Below are 2,507 nucleotides of genomic sequence, written 5' to 3'. Positions count from 1 at the left end.
CCCGACCGCCTCGTCCGCCCAAGCCGCCGCTGCCGCCGCGGGGTCAGCGACCGCCCAAGCCGCCTCGACGGATGCCGAGGCCCAAGCGGCCGGTCGTCCCGCTGTCGCCGCGCCAGCAGGCCATCCGCGGCGCGCTCCTCGTGCTGTCGGCGCTGCTGCTCGCCCTCACCCTCAACGTGATGGTCGTCGGTCACGTGCGCCACCTCGTCGCGCAGCAGCAGCTCAGCGACTCGTTCCGCGCCCAGCTCAAGGAGGGGATCGCCCCCGTCACCGAGGGCGACTATAACGACGTGCTGCTTCCCGACGGCGCACCCGTGGGGATCATCGAGATCCCGAGTCTCGGCATCCGCGAGGTGATCGTCGAGGGCACCGACTCCGAGGCCACGCAGGCCGGCCCGGGCCATCGCCGCGACACCAGTCTTCCCGGGCAGGCCGGCGTGAGCGTCATCATGGGGCGCGCCGCCGCCTACGGCGGGCCGTTCGGCCGCATCCAGGAGCTTGGCCCTGGCGACGAGTTCACCATCACAACCGGGCAGGGCGTGCACGAGTTCGAGGTGATCGGACTCCGCTACGCCGGCGACCCGTCGCCGCCCCGCCTGCAGGCGGGCGAGAGTCGTGTGATCCTCGCCACGGCCCGCGGCATCCCGTTCATGCCTTCCGGCATCGCGCGCGTCGACGCCGAGCTGGTGAGCGAGACCCAGCCCGCCGGCATCCGTGAGACCCGGTTCGCCACGCTGCCGGAGTCGCACAGCGAGCTGCGCGGCGACACCTCGATGGTGTGGGCGCTGGTCTTCGCGCTGCAGTTCCTCGTGGTGATCGAGGTGGCTGCGGTGTGGGCGTTCCGCAACGTCGGGCCCCGCAGAACCTGGATCGTCTTCGTGCCGCTCACGCTCCTCGCGGCGCTGTGGGTGACGGGCGAGATCGTCCGCCTTCTCCCCAACCTCATGTAGGGCCCGCCCGGACCGGCCCTCCGCACACGCAGAACGGACTACCCCCATGGCAAAGTCAGTGACCCGGATCTTCGGCCCCTTCGTCCGCGCCGCGAAGCCCGCCCCGGCCGTGACGGAGTCGCCCGATGCCCCTGCCGAGGCCGGTGCCATGCAGACGGTCACCGTGACCGACGAGATCCCGTCGACGGATGCCGCGCCCGCCGTGGACGCCGAGGTCCCGGCGGCGGAGACCGCGGGCCCGGAGGCCGCGGGCGAGCCTGGGGCCGAGACCACGGGCGAGACCGAGGCGGATACCGCGGGTGAGACCGACGCGGAGCAGCAGGCCGAGCCGGCGTCCGATGTCACGGCCTTCGTACCTCTCGGGGAGGAGGGGCTGGAGCTCGCCGCGGGTGAGCAAGGCGGGACGGTGCCGTCGGATGTCACCGAGTTCATTCCGGCGGCGCAGGTCGCTCGCGAGGCACCTCACGCTCGCGAGCGGGCCGAGGCGCTGGTGGCCGAGGACGGTGACGCCCAGTCGCTGTCGTCGTCTCCGAACGGGCAGGCCGCCGCGCCGTCGTCGCTGGCGACGCTGGAGGGCCGCAACGTCTCGGCGTGGTTCGGCGACCATCAGGTGCTCGACCGCGTTTCGCTGACGATGCCGGCCGGGGTCGTCACGTCGCTCATCGGACCGTCGGGATGCGGCAAATCCACGTTCCTGCGGATCCTCAACCGCATGCACGAGCTCGTGCCGTCGGCATCCCTCGCGGGCGAGGTGCTGCTCGACGGCGACGACATCTACGATCCGACCCGTAAGCTCGTCGACGCCCGCAAGCACATCGGCATGGTCTTCCAGAAGCCCAACCCGTTCCCGGCGATGTCGATCTACGACAACGTCATCGCGGGGCTGAAGCTCACCGGTACGCACGCGTCGAAGTCCGAGAAGGACGAGCTCGTCCAGTCGTGCCTGACGAAGGCGGGCCTGTGGAAGGAGGTCAAGGACCGCCTGCGGGCACCCGGCGCGGGGCTCTCGGGTGGTCAGCAGCAGCGCCTGTGCATCGCGCGGTCGCTCGCCATCCGCCCGCGGGTGCTCCTCATGGACGAGCCCTGCTCGGCGCTCGACCCGACCTCGACGCGCGTGATCGAAGAGACCATGCTCGAGCTCGTGCACGATGTGACGATCGTCATCGTCACGCACAACATGCAGCAGGCCCAGCGGGTCTCGCAGCAGTGCGCGTTCTTCCTCGCCTCACAGGGCACGCCGGGCGCGATCGTCGAGCACGGCGACACCGACGCGATGTTCAGCGACCCGATCGACCCGCGGACCTACGACTACGTCAACGGCCGCTTCGGATAGGCGGCGTCAGCCGGCGCTTCGGTAGCGGTCGACCACGAGCTCGACGAGCCGGGCGGCGGGCTCGTCGTCGTCGAGCAGCGGGCGGGCGACGGGCGCGTCGCCGGCGAGCCGGATGGCGAGGTCATGGAAGTACCCGGGAGCGAGCAGGTAGTTCGCGACGACGACCCGCCCGCCGTGGGCTGCCGCCAGCCCGACCGCGACGTCGAGCCGCGGGTCGGCGGCCG

At 71.7% G+C, this 2,507-nt stretch carries 2 protein-coding genes and 1 pseudogene; 2 read left to right on the top strand and 1 reads right to left on the bottom strand.

Going from position 1 to position 2,507, the window contains the following annotated elements:
- Both EIO58_RS16125 and EIO58_RS16120 read left to right on the top strand, forming a co-directional pair.
- Positions 1-950, top strand: a 950-nt coding sequence (locus EIO58_RS16125; protein WP_342447988.1) for a sortase, incomplete at its 5' end; no start/stop codon positions are given.
- Positions 951-1,509: 559 nt separating this feature from the next.
- Positions 1,510-2,283, top strand: a complete 774-nt coding sequence (locus tag EIO58_RS16120; RefSeq protein ID WP_240658938.1) for a phosphate ABC transporter ATP-binding protein — start codon at positions 1,510-1,512, stop codon at positions 2,281-2,283.
- A 6-nt stretch (positions 2,284-2,289) separates the two neighbouring features.
- Here EIO58_RS16120 and EIO58_RS18980 read toward each other — a convergent pair.
- Positions 2,290-2,507: pseudogene (locus EIO58_RS18980) on the bottom strand (cobalamin biosynthesis protein CbiX); the annotation flags it as partial.

The sequence above is a fragment of the Microbacterium sp. CPCC 204701 genome (assembly GCF_004010105.1).
Lineage (GTDB): Bacteria > Actinomycetota > Actinomycetes > Actinomycetales > Microbacteriaceae > Microbacterium.
This window is presented reverse-complemented; position numbering and strand designations above follow the sequence as displayed.